The sequence below is a fragment of the Sutcliffiella sp. FSL R7-0096 genome, assembly GCF_038595065.1.
Classification (GTDB): domain Bacteria; phylum Bacillota; class Bacilli; order Bacillales; family Bacillaceae_I; genus Sutcliffiella_A.
The window spans coordinates 991,838-1,014,454 of record NZ_CP152003.1 but is presented as its reverse complement, the minus strand read 5'-3'; the positions used below and the strand labels follow the sequence as shown (position 1 = coordinate 1,014,454).

Below are 22,617 nucleotides of genomic sequence, written 5' to 3'. Positions count from 1 at the left end.
ATTATCTTTTTTTACGGGTCATGACATCAAAGATTACCGCTCCAGCAAGTACTCCCCCGCGAATCATATACTGATAGGATATTCCAACGCCAAGTAAATTCATCCCGTTGGATAGAGAAGCCATCACAACCGCGCCGATAATGGCGCCTGTCACTTTCCCCACTCCACCAGCAGAAGAAACTCCCCCTACATAAGCAGCAGCGATAGCATCAAGCTCGAAAAGTGTTCCTGCAGTCGTTGTAGCAGATTGCAGACGTGCAGTGAACAGAATACCGGAAAGTGCTGCAAGCATCCCCATCGAACCGAATACGATATAGGTGATCTTTTTTACATTGATCCCGCTCAAGTGTGCCGCTTCCGGGTTGCTTCCGACCGCATAGATATGACGACCGAGCACCGTTTTGGTGGTAAGGAAGTGATAGATGACAACAACCAATAATATAACGATGACCGTCCATGAGAAGCCATTATAGCCTGCGAGAATCCAAGTGATATACCCGATGATCGTTGATACAAAAATAAGCTTAAGTGCAAATATAGGTTTTGATACCACTTCAAAATCATATTTGATTTTGTTTTTCCGGGTGGAAATTTCACTAAAAATGTATAGCAAGATACCAACCAACCCTACTAAAAGGGAAAGCAGGTGCAAACCGTTCACTTCCACAAGAGATGGAATATAGCCGTTTCCGATTGCATTGAAAGTATCATCTTGAATGATGATCGTACCAGTCTTCTCAGTCACTTGCAGAAGAGCACCGCGGAATATAAGCATTCCGGCAAGTGTGGCAACGAAGGATGGTATCCCGATCTGGGCAATGAGCACCCCATTGAAAAGACCGACCGCAATCCCTAGAAGCAAAATGATCGGAATTGTCAGCCAGACGGATACCCCTGCCTGAGTAAGGAGGATTGCTGCAATAGCTCCAAGGAATCCTGCCGCATATCCGACGGACAGGTCGATATGCCGAATGACGATGACAAGCGTCATCCCTACTGCCAGTACAGCGATATAGCCGGCAGAGTCCAGTAGATTACTAATGTTACGTGACGACATGAACAAGCCGTCTGTCATAAATGTAAAGGTTAGAATGATAACAAATAGTGCAATATACATCCCGTAGTCACGGATATTTTCATGAATTAATGTTCTGGCTTCCTGGATAACATTCATTGTAATAACCCCCTATTGCGTAGCAAGCTCCATGATTTTTTCTTGGTCCGCTTCTTCTATTTCTAGCTCACCCTTTATTTCTCCCTGGGCCATGACATAGACTCTGTCGCTCATGCCAAGCACCTCACCAAGCTCAGAGGAGATCATTACGATACTGAGCCCTTCCTCAATCAGCTTGTTCATTACCGTGTAAATCTCAAATTTCGCCCCGACATCGATTCCACGTGTCGGTTCATCCAAAATTAGCAACTTTGGTCCGACAAACAGCCATTTACCGATGGACACCTTCTGCTGGTTCCCCCCGCTGAGATTGCCAACAAGTTGCTCCAAGGAGGAAGCTTTAATGTGAAGGGATTGTTTGTACTGTTCTGCGACCTTGATTTCTTCGTTGTCGTTGATGACTCCTTGGGAGGCGATTCCTTTCAGGTTTGCTGCGGAGATGTTGCTCTTAATGTCCTGCAGGAGGAAAAGTCCATCATCTTTGCGGTCCTCTGTGACATACGCGATCCCGGCCTTGATTGCATCACTTGTATGCTTGAGTGTAGTAAGCGAGTCATTCCACATCATATCCCCTTGGAGTTTGTAAGACTTGGCGTTTCCAAAAATGCTCAGGGCAAGCTCCGTTCTTCCTGACCCCATCAGTCCGGCAATCCCGACGATTTCTCCTTTTTTAACATGTAAGTTGACGTTCTTCACTACCTGTCTTCCAAGCTGCGGGTCATAGGCAGACCAGTTATGAAGCTCGAGGATTTTTTCCCCTTCCGCCTTCTTCACCCTTTTCGGATAGATGTCTTCTATTTCTCGACCCACCATGTTCTTGATGATGACACTTTCGGTGATGTCTCCTTTGGCACCTTCTAACGTACATATCGTCTTTCCATCCCGAATGACGGTCGCTTTGTCGGCAATGCTGATAACTTCCTTGAGCTTATGGGAGATCATGATGCAGGTGATCCCCTGGTTTTTCAGTTCTTTTAAAAGTTCAAGAAGGTTCTCGCTATCGTCTTCATTAAGTGCAGCAGTGGGTTCATCGAGTATGAGGAGCTTCACCTCTTTACTTAATGCCTTGGCAATCTCCACAAGCTGGCGCTTCCCGACACTCAAATCCTTTACGAGTGTATCCGGATTGACGTTAAGCTTTACTTTCCGCAGCAGTCTCTTTGCTTCGACAATCGTCCTGTTCCAATCGATGATTCCGCCTATCTTTACTTCATTACCTGCAAAAATATTCTCATACACGGTCAGGTCCGGAAACAACGCAAGCTCCTGATAAATGATTGCAATGCCGGTACTTACGCTGTCACTGATTTTGTTAAATTGCTGAACATTCCCTTCAAATACGATGTCCCCATCATACGTTCCATAAGGATACACACCGCTCAGCACCTTCATCAGCGTAGATTTACCTGCTCCATTCTCCCCGATCAAGCAGTGAATCTCGCCTTCCTCCACTTTGAAGTTCACATTGCTCAGCGCTTTGACTCCTGTAAATTCCTTGGAGATATCATTCATCTCCAATATATATCTGCTCATCCTTTTACCCCCTTAACAAAAGCAATGACAATGGCGAAATAGTGATAGGTGGTTGCTACCACTATTTCGCGAAGTACCTTTGGTTGTAAATCATTGAAATTATTAAACTATCCGTAAAATTCATTTCCGGGTTTCAATTAAAAAGCGAACGAGATCCCCATACTTTAGACAGCATTTTCTTTAAAAAAGTACTGCAAATTCCAATATGTTTGTATCAATTCCGGCATAAGAATGTTTAATTCCGCCAGATGAGCTTGGTATCCCGTCACAAAAGGTACCAAAAGATTCACCTCGCAGCTTTCAGCATAGGTATCAGCTTTCAATCCCTTCACAACTAACCAAAATCCCAGCATATATCCGATTAATTCCGTCATTAGCTTCAAACAGAAGTTTTCTTCCATTTTCGTAGCTTTCTATAAATAATAGATTCGCAACGCGCTAATAAAGATATTTTTAAAGTCCGGAGAATTCGCTTGCTTCGTAGTATTCGGAGTCAATCAATTCTTGTTTTACATTTTCTTCGTCCACTACGATGACATCTGTTTGTTTCGCTTTTACTTCTACTTCACCGTTATCGTAAGAACCAGTTGTTTCCGGCGTTTTGCCGTCCAGGATTTCTACTGCAATTCCCATCGCATCCGTAACCAACGTACGAACGTCTTTGAAGACAGTCATCGATTGCTTTCCATCGATGATGTATTGGATGGACGCTTTTTCTGCATCCTGACCTGTCACAAGATAGCTTGTCACTTCCCCGTCAGATGCGAATACATCTGCGATAGAACGGGCTGTACCATCATTTGGAGCAAGAACCGCCACATCACCCTTCAAGTCTGCACCTACTGCAGTAAGATGCGTTTGTGCTTTATTTTTCGCTTCATTCGGATCCCAGTTTGTTGTTACCTGCCCTAGGATTTTACTCATTTGGTCACGAGTCAGTTCCGCTGTATCCTTTAAAGCTTCCGCTTCGCTGGAGTTGGCAATTTTAAACGTGCCATCTGCAATTTTTGGTTGTAACGTTTTCCATGCCCCTTCAAAGAAAAGGAATGCGTTATTGTCAGAAGCTGCACCAGCATATAAGTAAAGCGGTACGCCTGAACCTTGTACATTATCAATCAGGTATTGGCCTTGTGCTGCACCAACAGCCACACTGTCGAATGTTACGTAGTAATCAACTGCATCCGTGTTGGTGATCAATCGGTCGTACGAGATAACTGTAATACCTTCTTTTTTCGCCGCTTCGACCGCTGATGCTGCCGCATCCCCGTCTTGAGGAGTGATGATCAGTACTTCGATTCCTTTGTTAATAAGTGTTTCCACGTTCTCTTTTTCCTTAGCGGAAGAACCTTGGCTGAACAGAATTTCCGTTGTGTAATCAGAATCTTTCAATGCATCTTTGAAGCGTTGTTCATCCTGCACCCATCTTGGCTCATCTTTTGTTGGCAAAACGATTCCCACACTCACACTGCCGCTTCCCCCTGTCGTACTGTTACACGCTGCAAGCATTGCTGTAAAAAGCATAAGAACTAGTAATAATGACGTTGCTTTCCATGTCTTCTTCATGTGTTACTCCCCCTTTGTTTTGGCTTGTTTCATGATTTCACCTTAATTATATGGCGGGGCTCGGATATTCTGTAAGCGCTATCAGTAGCACTCTTTTGGTATCGTCTGTACTTTTTTAATAATTGGGAATATTTTTTGGAACGATCTCTATCAGTGGATGGAATTTTTCTAGCAACTCTAGTACTTTCATACAATCACCTTCTATCAATCTCTCATTTACTATGGTAGGAGGTGATACTAAATGAAAAAGATAATCTTGTTTGCTGATACGGGGATTGATGATGCGATTGCCATTATCTATGCGTTGAAAAATCCGGAGATAGAGTTGAAGGCCATTGTAGCTGGTTATGGCAATACAGACCGCAATCGAAGTGCAAGGAATGCATCGTATCTGTTGGAATTGGCTGGCCAGGAGAGCATTCCAGTCATTAATGGAAGTACAAGGCCTTTAAGTGGAGGGGTACCAGAATTCTTCCCGGAAATCCATGGAGAAGAGGGATTGGGGCCAATTATCCCACCCATACCGGCTAACCGTTTTCGTAACCGAACTAATTTCAGTCAACTTTTCCGTATCATAAAAGAGAATCCGAATGAATTAACGATTGTGAATGTCGGTCGCTGCACATCCCTGGCGATGGCTTGTTTTTTGAGTCCCTCTGTGATGGAGTTGGTTAAGGAGACTTATATCATGGGAGGAGCATTTATCGAACCGGGCAATGTCACGGAGGTAGCTGAAGCCAACTTTTATGGAGATCCCATCGCAGCGAATTTCATTGCACAAAACGCGCCTAACCTAACCATCATTCCATTGAACGTGACCCGCAGAGCACTCATTACCCCAAGAGTCGTTGACTTTATCGACAGTGTATCCACAACTCCCCTTCAACAACTCATTAAACCCATTCTTGATTTTTATTATGAAGCTTATCAGGAGCTGGAACCTGGAATTGCCGGTACACCTCAGCATGATCTAGCTGCTGTGATGGCAAGTCTGGAGATTCCTGATCTATTCACTTACACAAATAAACAGGTGAAAGTCGAATATAAGGAAGGGTATGCGGAGGGACTTTCCATTGCCGACTTCAGGCCTGGTGTTCCAGAGTGCACTGGTACAGAATGCGTAAGGATTGCAACAGATATCAATGAGGGCATTTTCTTTGTTGATATGTTGAAGAATTTGATTTCGGAATGATTAAAAAGAAAAACATGAAACTCTCATTTGAGGAATTTCATGTCAGACTGGTAATAAACTATAAATTAGTTAGGTTATCAGTTGGAAGAGTTGATCTGCGTTGCAGGAGCTTCGCTTTCCGCGGGCAGTCCGGAAACCTCCTCGGGCTACGCCCTGCGGGGTCTTCCATGTCCTTTCCTCCCGCAGGAGTCTTCGCTCCTTCCACTGCGATCAACTAGAGAATTTCATTATTTTAAGCTTTGTCTACACACTGACATGAAACTCTCATTTGAGAATTTCATGTTTTTTCACAAGTAAAAATCATAAACTTCGGAAGTTCGTGCCAAATTCATACGAGTTCATGCAAACACCTATTATTTCAGGTCAAACGCATTTCACCTATCAAAACAACGTAAAGCAAATTCACCACCACACCAAAGTCCTTATTAAACGTGTTTTCTCTCAAACACTCTCCTTAATCCCTCTCCAATTATATTAAAAGTAAAAATGACATAAAGGATAGCCAATGCTGCATATAGTGGGATCCAATATGATGTATAGATATCCTTCTTCGCCGCCCCAAGCAGGGTCGCCCAGTTATCACTGGTATTGATGATTTTCCCATACCCTGCGTCAATCTGGATAAATTCCTGAGTGACAAATACGGAGAATACACCAAGCTGCCCTATTATTAGTGCCACCCTTCCAAGATCATAGAAAAATTGGACAACCAAATTTGGAAGCATATTCGGAAGAAAGTAGTTCTTGGTCATCGTCAGGGGAGACACACCGACTTTGTCTACACACTAATGGGAGTAGCATTTTGCTACTCCCATTCCACATACCTATAAATTCCCTACAGTAAAAGTCACTTACTTATCCAAAACTCCTTCTTTTATATTCAATCTCAATGAAGTCCTCTTCACTCTGAACTTCTTCTTTTTATGCTTAAAGCTTTGCAGGTACTCCGCATATTTGGCATGCCAGTTTTTCAATGCCGCGACGTACAAGACAGAGGTAGTCACAAGTAGAATGGCAGTACTCGGCCAGAACCATGGGGAAACGATTCCAGATTGATAGGCCAGTCCGATTGGTGAGAAAACGATATAAACAAAAATGATGGATGCTACAAGAGTAATGGAAACAGGGATTGCATATTTCCATGGCACCATTCTTTCTTTTGACACGGTATAGGAAAATGGTTGAACCTGCTTGATCGGCTTTACTTTGGCCATGAGGAGCATAAATGCCACTTCCACTACAAGCAATATTCCGTATATATGGATAAAGTTGATGCCAAGCTCCACATTGAAAATTTGCTTTGTCCCCCACACAAGGAAATAGTAGGCAAATACGTGAAAAATGATAACGACTTTGGCTGCAAGTGCAGGGATCTTTCGGAAAAGCATTCCCATCAGTACGATAACCAAAATTGGAATGTTAAAGAATCCTGTGAATTGTCGGATCAAATTCCAAAGACCGTCCGGTGCATACATCAGTAAAGGGGCCACCACAAAAGAGATGAGCGCAACCACCACACTGAACAGCTTGCTGACCTTGATAAGCTTTTGGTCATCGGCATCCGGTGCGAATTTTGGTTTATAAATATCCAATACAAACAGGGTGGAAATACTGTTAAGCAACGAATTGAATGAACTAAAGACCGCACCTAGCAGTACCGCCAGGAAAAATCCCATCAGCCATACTGGTAAAAGGTCTGCAATCAAGCTCGGATATGCCAGGTCAGAATTTGACACACTGCTTCCATACAAGTGGAATCCGATTACACCTGGTATAAGCATGAAAATTGGGACCAATAGCTTCAGAAAGCCTGTCATCAAGACTCCTTTTTGTCCTTCAGCAAGATTTTTCGCCCCTAAAACACGTTGAATGACATATTGATTCAATGCCCAATAAAAAAGGTTCGCAAAAAGAATACCTGTAAATATGGAGAAGAATGGCACAGAATCCGCTTTACCGCCAATGGCATTCAATTTTTCCGGCGAGGTGGTGGCAATCTGTTTCATGCCGGCCACCATGTTGCCGTCTCCAAGAGCGATAAAACCTAGTATCGGAACTAGAAATCCGATCAGCACCAGACCGATTCCATTAATGGTGTCTGATACAGCGACTGCACGCAGGCCACCAAAGATAGCATATATACCTCCGATAATCCCTACAAACCAGATGACCATCCATAAAGCTTGAGTGTAGGAAACACCGAAAAGTGCTGGGACATCAAATAGCTGTAGGACTGCAATGGACCCGGAATAAAGCATCGAAGGAATCGTGACACACATATATCCGAGTAAAAACAGCAGAACCGTCATCCTGCGCACATCTTCATCATACCGTTTACTCAAGAATTCGGGGATGGTAGAAATCCCGATTCCCAATAACTTGGGCAACAGATAGATGGCCATGATGATGGCAGCAAGTCCAGCCGTCACCTCCCAGGCCATGCTCGACATATTACCGCTGAACGCTTGCCCATTCAAACCGATGAGTTGTTCAGCAGACAGATTGGTTAAAAGCAATGAACCGGCGATGAAAATTCCCGTTAGCCCTCTTCCCGCAAGAAAGTATTCATTTGCACTTCCGACTCTTCCCTTTGTCATTTGATACGATATGTAGGCCACAAGTGCCATTAAAATAGAGCAACTTACCAATATGAAAACTATTTCACCTAAACCCATTTCATCACTCTTTCCCATGTTTTTTCATATTTAAATATCCTTATTTATAAAAACAAAACATAGTATTTTGATATAACAGTTTGCTATATATAAAATAAACCGCTTACAAACTGATTATAGAGGGATTTGTGACATCATAAAATTGTTTCAAAAAAAGATACAGTCAAGATTTCTAAAAACTACATCCCAAGAGCGCATAGTTCTTTTTTCTCAGGGGACTATTGCCCCTCTAGTATCTTGGATTTACTCTCTCACATTATGAATAAAATCTTATAGCTATCAACTTAGTTTGTTCGTTAGACAAACTATTTAGTTTTTGCTATAATTCAACTAATATTTCAATATTGTTTATTCCTTAATAGAATAGGAGGTTGAGGGCAATGAACTTTGCATTTGTAAACGCTTTACTTTTTTGTAAGCGTTTCAACAGCATAGATTATATGCCTACAGTTTATGAAAAAGACAAATAGTTCCTTTTACATTCTTTCCATTACCCTTGTAGCCACTTTGGGAGGGTTGCTATTCGGGTATGACACTGCGGTGATTTCTGGCGCAGAAAAATCGATTGAAGCTTATTTGATAGATGGATTGGGGCTTAGTTCCTTCATCCATGGAGCTACCATTTCTAGCGCCTTGATCGGTTGTATAGTAGGTGGTGTATTATCTGGATTCTTTTCATCGGCTTTCGGTCGCAAAAAAACGTTAATATTAGCTTCCATTCTATTTTTCTTTTCGGCAATAGGATCTGCCTATCCGGAAATCTTCTTCTTTACAAAGGGAGAGCCAACTATAGCATTACTTTTAGCTTTTAATTTCTACAGAATTATCGGGGGTATTGGCGTTGGCCTGGCATCCGCCATCGTTCCCATGTATATTGGAGAAATTGCTCCTGCAAAGATTCGCGGGAGGCTTGTCTCGTATAATCAGTTTGCCATCATCTTCGGAATGCTTGTCGTTTATTTTGTAAACTGGGGAATTGCCCGCGGGAAAACCCTAGAATGGATCAATGATATTGGATGGAGATACATGTTTGCTTCTGAAGCGATCCCAGCTCTATTGTTCTGTATCTTTTTATTCTTTGTTCCTGAAACACCTCGATACTTGGCATTAAAAAATAAAGATGAAAATGCTTTAGCAATACTTACGAAGATAAATGGGATTAAGGCTGCAAAAACTATATTAAGAGATATTAAAAAGACAATGTCTGTTTCTGCTGAGAAAATTTCTCCTTTCGCTTTTGGAAAAACAGTCATTGTTATTGGGATAATGCTTTCTTTATTCCAACAATTCGTAGGAATAAATGTCGCGCTATATTATGCTCCCCGTATCTTTGAAAGCATGGGGGCAGCGAAAGATGCATCCATGCTACAAACGATAGTAATGGGTCTTGTAAACGTTATTTTTACAGTCATCGCCATAATGAAAGTGGATGAATGGGGACGGAAACCTCTTCTGATCATAGGTTCCATCGGAATGGCTATCGGGATGTTTGGGGTAGCAGGGTTAGCATTTTTTAACATTATCGGTGTAAGTACCTTGTTATTCATCATTTTATATACTGCTTCTTTTATGATGTCTTGGGGACCAATCTGCTGGGTGCTCATCTCAGAAATCTTCCCTAACAGGATTCGTGGGCAAGCAGTCGCTATCGCAGTGGCTGCACAATGGGCAGCAAACTATTTAGTCTCATCCACCTATCCGATGATGATGGAATTCAGTGGTGGATTAACCTATGGACTGTATGGGGTAATGAGTGTACTTTCGGCGCTCTTTGTTTGGAGATTTGTCCCAGAAACCAAAGGTGCCTCACTTGAAGAGCTAGAAAACATATGGAAAAAGCCTCCTCACAACAGAAAAGTGAAGGCATTATAATTAGAAACAAAAGAAGACATCTTTTAGATGTCTCAGTGTGTAGACAAAGTCATTTTGAGTTATAATTTCCCCGTTGATCGCAGTGAAAGGAGCGTAGACTCCTGCGGGAGGAAAGGACATGGAAGACCCCGCAGGGCGTAGCCCGAGGAGGCTTCCGGACTGCCCGCGGAAAGCGAAGCTCCTGTAACGGAGATCAACTGTTATAGGAAATAACCAAACTAATGTATAGTTTGTCACCAGTCTGAGACATCTTTTAGATGTCTTCTTTTAAGGAGAGATGAAGTTGAAAATAGAGACGTTAGAATTAGCGAACAATTGGAAGCAGTTTGACTTATATAATGATAATGGAATGGTCATCAGTCTAATGGATTATGGTGGGATTCTTCTTAAGATTGATACTCCTGATAGAGAAGGAAACTATGAAAATGTTATTGTAGGGTATAAAAATTATTCAACTTACAAAAATAATCCCCATTTTTTTGGAGCCTTGATCGGACGAGTAGCAGGCAGAATACAGGAAGCGACATTTGAAATTAAGGGGGAAGTTTATAACTTGGAAAAAAATGATTTCGAGAATCATTTACATGGAGGTTCACTTGGGTTCCATCAAGTGGTTTGGAAAAGCGAAATGATTAAACGGGAGGATGGGATTGGTGTGAAGCTTTCCCATTTCAGTAAAGATGGGGAAAGTGGTTATCCTGGAAACATTGAGGTATCTGTTCTATATCTATTGAACAATGATAATGAATTAATACTTGAATACACTGCTTCTACTGATAAACTCACTCCTTTTACAATGACTAATCACACCTATTTCAATCTGAGTGGAAATGCGAAAGACAGTATCCATCATCACTCATTAAAATTGGAAAGCGACCGTTTTGTAGAATTGGATATCGACCTTATCCCTACCGGCAAAATCTCAGCCGTAGCCAATACTCCGTTTGATTTTCGAACTGAAAAGACGTTTACTAGCGGCTTAAACGAGGGTAATGAACAAAATCAAGTTGCCGGATACGGTTATGACCATTACTTTTTATTTCGAGAAACAGATAATGAAAAAGTTGTATTGAAGGATGGAAAAAGTGGCAGAGTTCTTTCCATCCAAACGGATCAGCCTGGAATGGTGCTTTATACAGCCAATAACCTTGACATCAAACCTACTTTTAACGAACCACCCTTTTCCCGGTATTCAGGGATTTGCTTCGAAACACAGGGTTCCCCAGCTTCCCTCCATCATTGTGGGTTCCCAGAGATACTACTACACCCCGATGAGACATATAGTCACCGTACTGTTTACCGCTTCTCAATTGATAAATAAACGGAGATAGGTAGCCTTATCACAGAAAAAAGACCTTGCATTTGCAGGTCTTTTTTCACTATTTTCGATATTTTATTAATTTCCTGTTAAGTTCCTTCGTGCTTTCATAAATACCCTGATAGATAGGAAATAGTTCCTCATACTTTTCCACATTTTCTTCTATGGGCAGAAACTCTTTTTCAATACGTAAAAATTCATCAGCACATTCCTCCAATGAGGCATACCAGCCACAGCCATATGCTGCTAACATTGCTGCTCCCATCCCAGGCCCTTGCTCACTTGAAAGCTTTATTATTCTTGCATTGAAAACATCCGCTTGTATTTGCAACCAAGTATCATTTTTTGTGCCGCCGCCTGTAGAAACAATTGTTTCAATGGATTTGCCTTTATTACGGAATATAGCGACGGATTCGTTCAACGAGTAAGTGATTCCTTCCATGACGGCCCGCACAAAGTCCCTTCTTTCATGCGATGTATCCATCCCGATAAAGCTTCCACGAATGGTTGCATCGGCATGCGGGGTCCGTTCACCTGCCACATATGGGGTAAACATCAATCCATTTGATCCTACAGGGACGGAATCAACTCCTTGGACAAGGTCCTCAAACGTTTCCTCATCTGCAAAAACATTTTTAAACCAGCTCAAACTGTATCCGGCAGCAAGTGTCACGCCCATCGTATAGTAGGAATCAGGTGCTCCATGATTAAAATAATGGACTTTCCCCTCAAAATTCTTATCACTGGTAGTTTCATAGGATAACACCACACCGGAAGTTCCAATACTGCATAAGGTTATACCTTCTTTTAAAATTCCTGATCCGATTGCTCCACAGGCATTGTCAGCACCTCCGGCAATGATGGAAGTGAGGGGAGATAACCCTGTAACACCAGCAATTTCATTTGTGATATTTCCGACCTTATCATGAGAATTAACTAAAGCGGGACATATGTCTTCTGGAATATCTAATAGATTTAGGATTTCTTTACTCCATTTCTTTTCACTTATATTTAGGAGTAATGTTCCAGCCGCATCGGAAAAATCCATATTCAATTCACCGGATAGCCTATATCGAAGATAGTCTTTAGGCAACACAAACGTCTTTATTTTGGAGAAAATTTCCGGCTCATGTTTCTTCACCCATAATATTTTGGGAAGCGTGAACCCCTCCAATGCTGGGTTTTTGGTCACTTTCAGTAGCTGTTCTTTTCCCACTACTTCATATATCTCCTGACATTCCTCTGTTGTACGTGTATCATTCCAAAGAATGGCGTTTCGGAGGACTATGTTATTTTCATCAAGGAGCACCAGTCCATGCATCTGTCCGGAAAAGCTTATTCCTTCAATGGTTTCAGGATCTTCTGGAAAACCATCAAGTATTTCTGACAATCCTGCAATCGTCTGAGTTACCCAAACCTCTGGTTCTTGTTCACTATATCCGCTTTTTTCGTGCAGAAGTGGGTAGTTTTTAGAAACTACTTTCACTACCTCTCCCGATTGGTTGACCAATAGGACCTTCACTGCACTTGTGCCTAAATCGATGCCAATTACATACTTCATGATTACACCCCATCTAAGTAGCTTTATTCTCCTGCGTATGCTCTTAATAGGTATTGATTGATGGTTGTTTTAACTTTTTCAAGACGTCCAGATTGATGTTTTACTTCTGCTAGATTTAATGCATGTTGTTCTAATTCATGGAAATTAGTTTTTCCTTCCACTATGTCCAGTCCAATCCCATCTGTAAAACTCTTATAACGGTTATCCAAAATATCTTCAAGGACTCTATCCTCGATTAGTTTACTAGCAACTTTTAAGCCTACTGCAAAACTGTCCATACCTGCAATGTGGGCATGGAATAAGTCTTCCTGCTCAAACGATCCCCTTCTCACTTTCGCATCGAAGTTAAGACCGCCACGTCCAAGTCCACCATTTTTGAGAATTTCATACATTGCTAATGTTGTAGAGTATAAATCTGTCGGAAACTCATCCGTATCCCATCCCAATAATGGATCCCCCTGATTCGCATCCACAGAACCGAGCATATTGTGAACACGTGCATATCGTAACTCATGTTCAAATGTATGACCTGCTAATGTAGCATGGTTTGCTTCGATATTGAATTTAAAATGATCTTGAAGATTATAATGTTGTAAAAATGCATAACCGGTGGCAACATCAAAATCATATTGATGAGTTGTCGGCTCCTTTGGTTTTGGCTCTATAAGGAATTGTGCATCAAAGCCTATCTCTTTTGCATAATCAACAGCCATTTGTAAGAAACGTCCTAAATTATCCATTTCAAGTTTCATATTTGTATTTAATAGTGTTTCATACCCTTCACGTCCACCCCAGAATACATAGTTTTCAGCACCGAGCTCTTTACCAACTTCCAAGCCTTTTTTCACTTTTGCTGCAGAATAAGCAAATATATCTGCACTATTGGAAGTAGCAGCGCCATGTATGAATCGAGGATGAGTAAAGTTGTTTGCTGTGTTCCAGAGTAGCTTTGTCTTGCTTGTTTTCATGTAGTCTTTTACCATACTTACAATCGTATCAAGATTCTGGTTAGTCTCTCTTAAACTATCTCCCTCTGGAGCAATATCAACATCGTGAAAACAGAAAAAAGGAACATCCAATTTTTCGAAGAATTCAAAAGCTGCTTCCACACGTGCCTTAGCAAGGTCCATTCCTTTGTATTTGTCCCAAGAACGAATCATTGTCCCACTACCGAATGGGTCAGAGCCATCCATTGTAAAGGTATGCCAGTATGCGACACCGAAGCGAAGGATTTCCTCCATCGTTTTCCCGTTTATTTCTTCTTTCGGGTTATAAAATTTAAATGCAAATGGGTTAGTAGATCCTGCACCTTCGTAATTTATTTTGCTGATCGTATCAAAATAAGTCATTATGGGTTCCTCCTCCGATTTATTCCATACTGCGGATATATATTTCTCTATCTAATGTAAATGCTTACAAAATAATTATAGCAACTCAATGTTAGTTTGTCTATTGAATAAACAAAGTTTCTATAAACTACTGTCAATTGCATGAATATCAAGTATAATAGGGAAAAATCTATTACTTAATTATTCCACTAGTTTACTGGGGTGTACCTTCATGCATAATATGAATACAAAACTATACAGTATTTTTGAATGGATAACACGGGTTGCTTATTTAAATGTAATTTGGATCCTACTCTCTTTATCTGGCGGCATAGTTTTAGGCCTCTTCCCTGCCACTGTTTCTATGTTTGCCATTATTCGTAAGTGGCTGAGAGGAGATACAAACTTCTCCTTATTCCGGACATTTTCACACCATTATAAAAGAGAATTCTGGAAGAGCAATAGATTGGGGTTCATTATCGGCGGTCTTTGCGTGATTTTCATACTCGACTATTGGTATTTATTTTATTATTCCCCTGAGGTGATGTGGGGTCAAATTCTACTTTTTGCATTATCATTATTATTTCTACTCTTTTTATTTTATTTGTTTCCAACTTATGTCCACTATGATTTAAAAATAATAGCATTATTAAAACAGACTTTCCTACTAATGCTTATTCACCCGCTCCATACATTTTTCATTATTGTTTGTCTTGCTTCCTTGTTCTTTATTTTTTACTTATTGCCGGCTACTGCCTTTATTTTTGGCGGGAGTGGCTATGCCTTCATAACGATGTGGCTATGTATGAATGCTTTTCAAAAGCTCCATAACACAAAAACACCTTCCTAGTCGGTTGGTGTTTTTGTGTGTAAATAAAGTTAACTTGTCTTAAAGAATTTGTGAAATCCATCCGAGGCCACTGAAATCCCAATAACTTATCGTCCTAAAGATTTCTAGCTGTTGATTGGAGCAAAAGGCGAAGACTCCTGCGGGGAGGTAGCGACAATCTTGAGACCCCACAGGGCGCAGCCCGAGGAGGCTCAAGGTCGCCCCGTGGAAAGCGCAGCCTTATGTGGAAATCAACAGCAGCATTAGCTAGATCATTAAAATAATGTTATTTTCCAGTGGCCTAGCCGTAGCCGAGAATGCTCCTGGACCGCTGGAACAATTAAAGTCAATTCCATAAATAATTAGGGTTTGGTGTTTTCGTGATATGGAATGTTACCCTTTTACCGCACTTGAAGATATCCCCTCGACTACCTTGTTGCTGAAGAAAAGAAAAGCGAGAAGAATCGGTAAAACACTAATGATTAAAGTGGCTCCTATAGCGCCCCAATCCGTCATATACTGACCAATGAAATTCTGGATTCCAACGGTGAGCGTTTTATATTTGTCTGAGCTGATGAAGGTATTTACAAAGACAAACTCATTCCAGTTATAAATCATATTGATGATGACAGTCGTCGACATGACAGGGATGGTCATAGGTAGGATAATCCGGAAGAACATCCTATGAACAGAGCATCCATCAATGATTGCCGCTTCTTCTATCTCTCTTGGAAGCGTATAATAAAAGCCCAATAATATCATCATGGTTATTGGTAGGTTATATGCGGTATAAGTGATAACAATGGACCATGGGTTATCAATTAGATTAACATTAAGGAACATGCTGAACAAAGGGATGATCGCTGAGTGAATCGGGATCATTAAACCGATCATGAAAAGTCCCAATACTAATTTACTCCACTTCCATTGCATCCTCGTAATAACAAAAGTAGCCATGCTTGCTAATATTACGGTTAAGGCAATAGCCACTCCAGTTATCCAGATACTGTTCCAAAAATAAATGCCTATTCCGCCTTCCCACACCTTTAAGTAATTTTCCCATCTGAACTCGGTTGGCAGGGCAAAAGGGGATTTCGAGAATATCTCCTGGTTATTCTTCAGGGAGAACAGAAATAACCAGACAATCGGAAACACCTGAAATATTGCGACTGCTGCCAGACTTAAATATAGAAAAAAATATCCTATGCGTCCCAACCCAAAGCACTCCTTTTAATACTGAATTTCTTCTTTCGTAGCTGTTGCTTTTCTAATAATCAAGGTCACAATTAAAGTGATGATCAATAACAGGAAACCAATGGCACTACCATAACCGAAGTTGTTGGTGGAAAAGGCCAATTTATACATATAGGATGCCATAACTTCACTTGCTCCATTTGGCCCTCCTCCTGTCATTACATAGATTAGGTCAAAATATTTTAATGAACCGACAACAGCTAGAACAATGGTCACTTTGACAACACCCATAATTAATGGAAGTTTTATCTTATAAGCAATCTGAATTGGAGATGCCCCATCAATCTTGGCCGCCTCTATGATAGATTCTGGAATATTCTTTAAAGCTGCATAGTAAATAAGGATGTAGAAACCGGCATATTGCCAAAGTATCGGGATGAATATCGCGTACAAAACAAGGGAAGGCTCGGCAAGCCATGCAGGGGGATTTTCAACTCCAATTGCCATCAGCAAACTGTTTAACATCCCGTTTGAAGGGTTGTAAATTTTCACCCATAGCTGAGCAATTGCTACAGAAGAGAGTAGCATAGGAATTAAATAGATTTTCCTTAATAGGTCAGCCCCTTTTATCTTGGATGCTAATATTAACGAGATTGCTAGATAGATAATAAGGCTTAATGTGGAAAAAACAGCAAGTAAAAAGGAATGAAGTGCACTATCCCAAAACTTCTTATCTTGTAAGGCTGTCACATAGTTTTGAAGCCCGATAAACTCCATCGATCCAATTCCATCCCACTTCATCAGACCATAGTAACCTGTCAAAATAAGCGGTATGAAAATTAGTATCCCAATCAGTAATAGTGCAGGGAGAACATATAAGGCTATTATCCATTTGTTAGACATTACTTTATTCATTACATTCAACCCCATATTGTCAGGAATAGAAAAGGACCATCCAGTAATAAAAGGAAGTCCTTTTCTCCCATCATAATTAATCGTTCAAATGCATGTTACTCTTTAGATAAAGCATCTTCATGTTCTTTGGCAAAATCATCCGGTGTTACACCTTTTCCAAAGAGTGATTGAATTAGATCCAAATGAACTTGTGCCACACCTGCACTCATTTGAACATCTGCAAATAATGTGATATTGCTAGCTTCACTAAGGTCATTCAATACATCAATATACATATCAGGTAGGTCTAAAGAATCTGCATCCACTTTCGTAGCAGGAATTACACCAGCACCTGTTACAGCTTTCTCGCCCCATTGCTGGATAAAGAATGATACAAATTTCTTTGCTTCCTCTTTCACATCGGAATCCTCTGCTACAAACAAGCCAACCCCCGGACCACCAACATGACTGTTAAGATCCCCATTTCCATCTACTGTCGGAAAACTGAAATATCCGATGGAGTCCCTGAATTCCTGTGGGACATCTTCATTTGTCGTATAGTTTGGAAGATCCCATGAACCCATAAGATACATTGCTGCCTGTTCACCCATAAACATACTCTTCGCTTCTTCATCTGATAATCCATTGAAGCCTCTAACAAACGCGTCCATGTCGACCAGATTTTGAATTTCTTCCGCTGCAGTCACTAATGCGGGATCCTCAAAGGAACCTGATCGATCAATTGCGCTCGTCAGCACATCTCCTCCGCCAATTCTATCAGCCATATACATATACCATAAAGACCCAGTCCATCTGTCCTTATTTCCAAGAGCGATTGGCGCCACTCCGTTTTCATTCAACGTAGTGATGATGTTTTTGAACTCATCATAGGTTGTCGGAGCTTCTAGACCATATTGATCAAAAATGGCTTTATTATAGAAAACCGTTGCAATGTTAAGCTCCAGTGGCAACCCATAAGTATTATCGTTCATGGCATATGCTTCTGCAGTACCAGATACAAAGCTATCCTTCAGATCTCCTTCAAGCAGATCATCCAAAGTAGCAAACTTTTCGCCGTTGACATAGGGCTCCAGAAACCCTGCTGCCCATGTCATCCCGACATCTGGCAACTGATTAGAGGTGGATAATACTTTTAATTTATCCTTATACTGCTCATTACTTAAGACTTCCAAATCGACTTTCACTCCAGGATTTTCATTCTCGAAGTCCTCAATGATTTCGCTTACAATTTTGTGGTGTTGCTTTGAACTTCCTTCAGGCCATAAATGCATGAATTCAATCGTTTTCCCATCCCCGGAACCCGATGTATTCTCCCCAGAACCAGAGCAACCCGCCAACAATACCAGCAGCGAGAGAAAAATTCCAGAAAATAATGTAACCGCTTTCCTTTTTCTCAAACTAAATACCCCCAATATTCTTATTTTTGAAACAGATTGTTACTAAATTTAGATTATCACCGAAAAGAATGTTTGTCTAGTGGATAAACAAAGTTTATAATAGAAACATATAATGGTACACTTAGGAAAAACAGAATGAGGAATGGAGTTAATCGATGAAGATGTTACATACCTTTAATCAACAAGTAGTCCGAAAGGGAAATAAATCCCTTGTATTGCAAACCATTAAGGAGTTCACCCCTATTTCCAGGGCGGATATCGCCAATAAAACTGGGCTTAATAAAGGAACGGTCTCCTCTCAAGTAAGTGAATTACTGAAAGAAAATTTAATTACCGAGTCAGGACCAGGGGTATCAAGTGGCGGAAGAAGGCCTGTTATGCTGTTGTTCAATCAGGTCGCAGGATACACCATTGGCGTAGATATTGGGGTCAATTATATCCTTGGAATCCTAACAGACCTCAGTGGTAATATCTGTAACGAGACAATCACTCGATTTGATGATCTAACTTTTGAACAAATAAAAGTAGAACTATTTGGCATTGTTGATTCCCTCATCTCCTCTATGCCCTCAAGTCATTATGGAATTGTCGGCATAGGTATAGGGGTCCCTGGGACGGTAAATACCGATGGGGAAATCCTTCTGGCCCCAAACTTAAATTGGAAGAATGTCAACCTGAAGAACCTAATGGAAGAACGATATAACGTTCCCGTATTAATTGAAAACGAGGCAAATGCTGGCGCTTACGGAGAAAAGAAGTTCGGAGCTGGAAAAGACTCAGAAAACATCATATACGTTAGTGTAGGGATCGGTATTGGCGTTGGCCTCATTCTTAATGGTCAGCTTTACAAAGGCAACAATGGTTTTTCTGGTGAGTTGGGTCATATGACCATTGAAGTGAACGGACCAAAATGTAGTTGCGGTAACCAAGGATGTTGGGAATTGTATGCTTCCGAAAAAGCCCTGGTTAAAAAAGCCCTACAAGAAAACATCCTTCCTGAAGAAGGGAAGGAGTTATCCCTAGAATCCTTAATGGTGTATGCAGAGAACGGGGAAAAAGATGTCATTCACGTATTCGAAACCATTGGAAGATATTTAGGTGTTGGAATCAAGAACATCATCAATATATTCAACCCAGAGCAGGTGATCATCGGTAATCGATTAGCCTCTTCCTCTAAGTGGCTGGAAGATTCTATAAGGGAGGCACAAGATATTATCCTCCCCACCCATCAAAGAGATCTAAGCATAAACTTTTCAAAATTATCGACACACTCTACTGCTTTAGGGGTAGCTGCTTATGCAAGTGAAAATTTCCTTACTATTGATATTCAAGAAGTGTAAATAGGGTACTTATAGCAATGGCCTAGAACTTCTATCCAAATGGCTCTTTTCGTAAACTTTGTTGCTTTTTCGTAGTGATACATCAACCGATATTATCCTTACTGTCGTGCTCTTTTCCCCGACGTACTTAAGAAACTACTTGCACTTATAGAGTATGAATGCAGTAAAAAGTCCAATTGCCGACTTTTTACAAGTAAATAGCAACAATCTTTGAGAAAAGAGCAATCTAAATAAACCAAAGGGGATGTTTCAAAAATGACACTTATACAAAATCCAATTCTTACAGGCTTTAATCCAGACCCTAGTATTTGTCGAGCAGGAGAAGATTATTATATTGCAGTCTCTACATTTGAATGGTTTCCAGGGGTAGGAATCTATCATTCTAAAGACTTAAAAAACTGGAGGTTGGTTTCAAGGCCGCTAAACCGTCTCAGTCAATTAAATATGATGGGGAACCCTGACTCTGGAGGTATTTGGGCACCTGCTTTATCCTATTGCGATAATAAGTTTTGGTTGATATATACGGACGTAAAGGTAGTGGAAGGACAATGGAAAGACAGCCATAACTACCTCGTTACATGTGATGCCATCGATGGGGAATGGTCTGAGCCAATCCATTTAAATAGTTCAGGATTTGATCCCTCCCTTTTTCATGATGAGGATGGGAAGAAATACCTAGTCAACATGCTTTGGGATCATCGGGTAGGTAACCACAATTTCTACGGAATCGTCATGCAAGAATATAATCCTGATTTGCAAAGATTAGTGGGGAAAAAAGAGATTATTTTCAAAGGAACGGATATCAAATTAACTGAAGCACCACATTTATACAAGATGAACGGATATTATTATTTATTGACAGCTGAAGGTGGAACGAAATATGACCATCAAGCCACAATCGCTAGATCTAAAAACTTATGGGGACCATATGAAGTGCATCCTGATAACCCATTGATTACGTCCTTCCCTTATCCAAGAAATCCTCTACAAAAAGCGGGGCATGCTTCCATTGTGCATACACATACGGACGAATGGTTCTTGGTTCACTTGACAGGACGGCCATTGCCGCAGGAGGGACAAGCATTACTTGACCCCCGGGGATATTGCCCACTTGGTAGGGAAACAGCCATTCAAAGATTGGATTGGGAAAATGATTGGCCATTTGTGGTCGGTGGTAACCAACCTTCTCTTGAAATTGAAGGTCCAAATATAGAGGAAATCCCTTTTGAAAATGATTATGAGGAAAAAGATGATTTCGATTCCAAATTTTTAAATAAACACTTTCAATCCCTAAGGATACCATTAGGAGAGGATGTCGTTTCATTAACGGATAATCCTGGCCACTTGCGTCTTTACGGTCGTGAATCCCTATCATCAAAATTTACACAAGCCCATATTGCAAGGCGCTGGCAGCATTTTAATTTCACCGCCGAAACCAAAGTTTCTTTTAACCCAGATACATTCCAACAAGCTGCAGGTCTTGTAAACTACTACAATACTCAAAACTGGGCAGCCTTGCAGATTACCTGGGATGAAGACAAAGGACGAATACTAGAGCTTACGGTTTGTGACAATTTCACCTTCACACAACCATTGGAAGATAATAAAATAGTAATTCCAAATGATGTGCATTATGTATATTTACGAGTGGACGTGGACACTGCCACATACAGGTATTCATATTCTTTTGACGGAGACAGTTGGACCGCAATCCCAATTAAACTCTATTCTTATAAATTGTCTGATGATTATATTAATGGAGGCGGTTTCTTTACAGGTGCTTTTGTTGGAATGCAGTGTCAAGACACTTCCGGACAGAAGCTTCATGCAGATTTTGATTATTTCATTTATAAGGAAAAAGTATAATGAAAAAACACATGGCACCTCTCATATGGTGTCATGTGTCAGTATGTACACAAAGCTTAAAATAATGAAATTCACTAGTTGATCGCAGTGGAAGGAGCGAAGACTCCTGCGGGAGGAAAGGACATGGAAGACCCCGCAGGGCGTAGCCCGAGGAGGCTTCCGGACTGCCCGTGGAAAGCGAAGCTCCTGCAACGAAGATCAACTCTTCCAACAGATAACCTAACTAGTTTATAGTTTGTCAACAGTCTGACACATGGCACCTCTCATATGGTGTCATGTGTTTTCCATTTGCTATCTTGACTTGATCAGTCGCGATACTTAATCGCCAATCCTTTCAAGAAGTTCCTCGCGTATTTATCCATGCAGACCTTATAGTTTTTGTGCCCCTTCTTCCGCAAGAACGCACCAAGTTCACCTTTGGTTATCGTAACCCCAGCTTCTCCAATAATGTCGATGATATCTTCCGTTGTCAAAGCAAGCGCAATCTTCACTTTCTTTAAAAGGATATTGTTTGCAGGCTCGTTGGAAAATGGCGGCTTTGCAGGCTGGCCTGGCTTTGGCTCCTGTCTGCCTCTTTTAAAAATGATCAAGCCGTTCAGAAACGATTCAAGCTTATTATTATTGATAGGAAGAATCTCCTCTTCCTCCAGTGCCTGCTCATATTCCTCTTCTGTTTCATAATCATAGCTGTCCACCTGTTTGGTGAGCATCATCTGTACTTCATCCCTTGTAACGTCGATGTCACCCAGCTTAAAGATCTCGACCATGTCGTTGTCTTTAATATCAAGTGCGTATCTTAGTCTGATTAGAATATCGTTGTTTGTCATGTATAAACTCCTTTTTTAACTCTCTTTATATTG

At 41.0% G+C, this 22,617-nt stretch carries 18 protein-coding genes; 6 read left to right on the top strand and 12 right to left on the bottom strand.

Going from position 1 to position 22,617, the window contains the following annotated elements:
- Position 1: 1 nt before the first annotated feature.
- The 4 genes from MKY77_RS05115 to MKY77_RS05100 form a co-directional block, all read right to left on the bottom strand.
- Positions 2-1,174 carry a sugar ABC transporter permease gene (locus MKY77_RS05115; RefSeq protein ID WP_339149205.1) on the bottom strand — a complete coding sequence of 391 codons (1,173 nt, stop codon included), beginning with the start codon at positions 1,172-1,174 and terminating at the stop codon, positions 2-4.
- Between the two features lie 12 nt (positions 1,175-1,186).
- On the bottom strand, positions 1,187-2,707 hold the full coding sequence (locus MKY77_RS05110) for a sugar ABC transporter ATP-binding protein (RefSeq protein ID WP_339149204.1): 1,521 nt from the start codon (positions 2,705-2,707) through the stop codon (positions 1,187-1,189).
- 164 nt (positions 2,708-2,871) lie between these two features.
- Complete coding sequence (locus MKY77_RS05105) at positions 2,872-3,081, bottom strand: hypothetical protein (protein ID WP_342515662.1); 210 nt, start codon at positions 3,079-3,081, stop codon at positions 2,872-2,874.
- Between the two features lie 79 nt (positions 3,082-3,160).
- Positions 3,161-4,270: a sugar-binding protein gene (locus MKY77_RS05100; RefSeq protein ID WP_339149202.1), complete on the bottom strand. Its 1,110-nt coding sequence runs from the start codon at positions 4,268-4,270 to the stop codon at positions 3,161-3,163.
- A 241-nt stretch (positions 4,271-4,511) separates the two neighbouring features.
- Here MKY77_RS05100 and MKY77_RS05095 point away from each other — a divergent pair, with 241 nt between their 5' ends.
- On the top strand, positions 4,512-5,462 hold the full coding sequence (locus MKY77_RS05095; protein ID WP_339149201.1) for a nucleoside hydrolase: 951 nt from the start codon (positions 4,512-4,514) through the stop codon (positions 5,460-5,462).
- Between the two features lie 425 nt (positions 5,463-5,887).
- Here the strand turns inward: MKY77_RS05095 and MKY77_RS05090 are convergent, their stop codons facing one another.
- Both MKY77_RS05090 and MKY77_RS05085 read right to left on the bottom strand, forming a co-directional pair.
- Complete coding sequence (locus MKY77_RS05090) at positions 5,888-6,214, bottom strand: hypothetical protein (protein ID WP_339149200.1); 327 nt, start codon at positions 6,212-6,214, stop codon at positions 5,888-5,890.
- A gap of 99 nt (positions 6,215-6,313) precedes the next feature.
- Positions 6,314-8,137 (bottom strand): solute:sodium symporter family transporter, encoded by a 1,824-nt coding sequence (locus MKY77_RS05085; protein ID WP_339149199.1) that lies wholly within the window; start codon positions 8,135-8,137, stop codon positions 6,314-6,316.
- A gap of 453 nt (positions 8,138-8,590) precedes the next feature.
- Here MKY77_RS05085 and xylE point away from each other — a divergent pair, with 453 nt between their 5' ends.
- Positions 8,591-10,009, top strand: coding sequence for a D-xylose transporter XylE (xylE, locus tag MKY77_RS05080; protein WP_339149198.1), 1,419 nt, complete (start codon positions 8,591-8,593; stop codon positions 10,007-10,009).
- Positions 10,010-10,292: 283 nt separating this feature from the next.
- Positions 10,293-11,330, top strand: coding sequence for an aldose epimerase family protein (locus tag MKY77_RS05075; protein WP_339149197.1), 1,038 nt, complete (start codon positions 10,293-10,295; stop codon positions 11,328-11,330).
- Positions 11,331-11,388: 58 nt separating this feature from the next.
- On the opposite strand, the gene xylB is transcribed toward MKY77_RS05075, so the two are convergent.
- Together xylB and xylA are read right to left on the bottom strand one after the other, a co-directional pair.
- Complete coding sequence (gene xylB / locus MKY77_RS05070; RefSeq protein WP_339149196.1) at positions 11,389-12,888, bottom strand: xylulokinase; 1,500 nt, start codon at positions 12,886-12,888, stop codon at positions 11,389-11,391.
- Positions 12,889-12,911: 23 nt separating this feature from the next.
- Positions 12,912-14,237 carry a xylose isomerase gene (gene xylA / locus MKY77_RS05065; protein ID WP_339149195.1) on the bottom strand — a complete coding sequence of 442 codons (1,326 nt, stop codon included), beginning with the start codon at positions 14,235-14,237 and terminating at the stop codon, positions 12,912-12,914.
- A 211-nt stretch (positions 14,238-14,448) separates the two neighbouring features.
- Between xylA and MKY77_RS05060 the strand changes: the two genes are divergently transcribed.
- Entirely contained in the window at positions 14,449-15,066 is a 618-nt protein-coding gene (locus MKY77_RS05060; RefSeq protein ID WP_339149194.1) for a DUF624 domain-containing protein, read from the top strand.
- 372 nt (positions 15,067-15,438) lie between these two features.
- Here MKY77_RS05060 and MKY77_RS05055 read toward each other — a convergent pair whose 3' ends face one another.
- From MKY77_RS05055 to MKY77_RS05045, 3 genes are all read right to left on the bottom strand, one after another.
- The gene (locus MKY77_RS05055; protein ID WP_339149193.1) at positions 15,439-16,260 is read right to left on the bottom strand and encodes a carbohydrate ABC transporter permease; all 822 of its coding nucleotides are present in this window, start codon (positions 16,258-16,260) and stop codon (positions 15,439-15,441) included.
- 15 nt (positions 16,261-16,275) lie between these two features.
- A complete protein-coding gene (locus MKY77_RS05050) occupies positions 16,276-17,154 on the bottom strand; it encodes a sugar ABC transporter permease (protein ID WP_339149192.1) in 879 nt (292 codons plus the stop codon).
- Between the two features lie 95 nt (positions 17,155-17,249).
- Positions 17,250-18,551, bottom strand: a complete 1,302-nt coding sequence (locus tag MKY77_RS05045) for an extracellular solute-binding protein (protein WP_339149191.1) — start codon at positions 18,549-18,551, stop codon at positions 17,250-17,252.
- 155 nt (positions 18,552-18,706) lie between these two features.
- Here MKY77_RS05045 and MKY77_RS05040 point away from each other — a divergent pair, with 155 nt between their 5' ends.
- Together MKY77_RS05040 and MKY77_RS05035 are read left to right on the top strand one after the other, a co-directional pair.
- Positions 18,707-19,891 (top strand): ROK family transcriptional regulator, encoded by a 1,185-nt coding sequence (locus tag MKY77_RS05040; protein WP_339149190.1) that lies wholly within the window; start codon positions 18,707-18,709, stop codon positions 19,889-19,891.
- 255 nt (positions 19,892-20,146) lie between these two features.
- Positions 20,147-21,757: a glycoside hydrolase family 43 protein gene (locus MKY77_RS05035; RefSeq protein WP_342515661.1), complete on the top strand. Its 1,611-nt coding sequence runs from the start codon at positions 20,147-20,149 to the stop codon at positions 21,755-21,757.
- Between the two features lie 305 nt (positions 21,758-22,062).
- On the opposite strand, the gene MKY77_RS05030 is transcribed toward MKY77_RS05035, so the two are convergent.
- Positions 22,063-22,584: a DUF1456 family protein gene (locus tag MKY77_RS05030; protein ID WP_339149188.1), complete on the bottom strand. Its 522-nt coding sequence runs from the start codon at positions 22,582-22,584 to the stop codon at positions 22,063-22,065.
- Positions 22,585-22,617: the final 33 nt, after the last annotated feature.